Here is a 224-nt window from a genome sequence, read left to right on the forward strand (position 1 = left end):
GGTGATATAGCTCAGTTGGTTAGAGCACAGCACTCATAATGCTGGGGTCGGTGGTTCAAGTCCACCTATCACCACCAAGAATTCCTGCAGATGGCTTGGCTCCCCAAGGGTCAGGCCATTTTGCTTTACTGCTTTCGTTACAAGTTTCGGTGATATAGCTCAGTTGGTTAGAGCACAGCACTCATAATGCTGGGGTCGGTGGTTCAAGTCCACCTATCACCACC

General features: G+C 50.0%; 2 tRNA genes. Both read left to right on the plus strand.

The window, feature by feature from the left end:
* A tRNA-Met gene (locus AC3XQU_RS25210) sits at window positions 1-77 on the plus strand.
* A gap of 71 nt (window positions 78-148) precedes the next feature.
* Window positions 149-222, plus strand: a tRNA-Met gene (locus AC3XQU_RS25215).
* The last annotated feature ends 2 nt before the right edge of the window (window positions 223-224 follow it).

This window comes from Telluria sp. AZSoR62 (genome assembly GCF_058111565.1).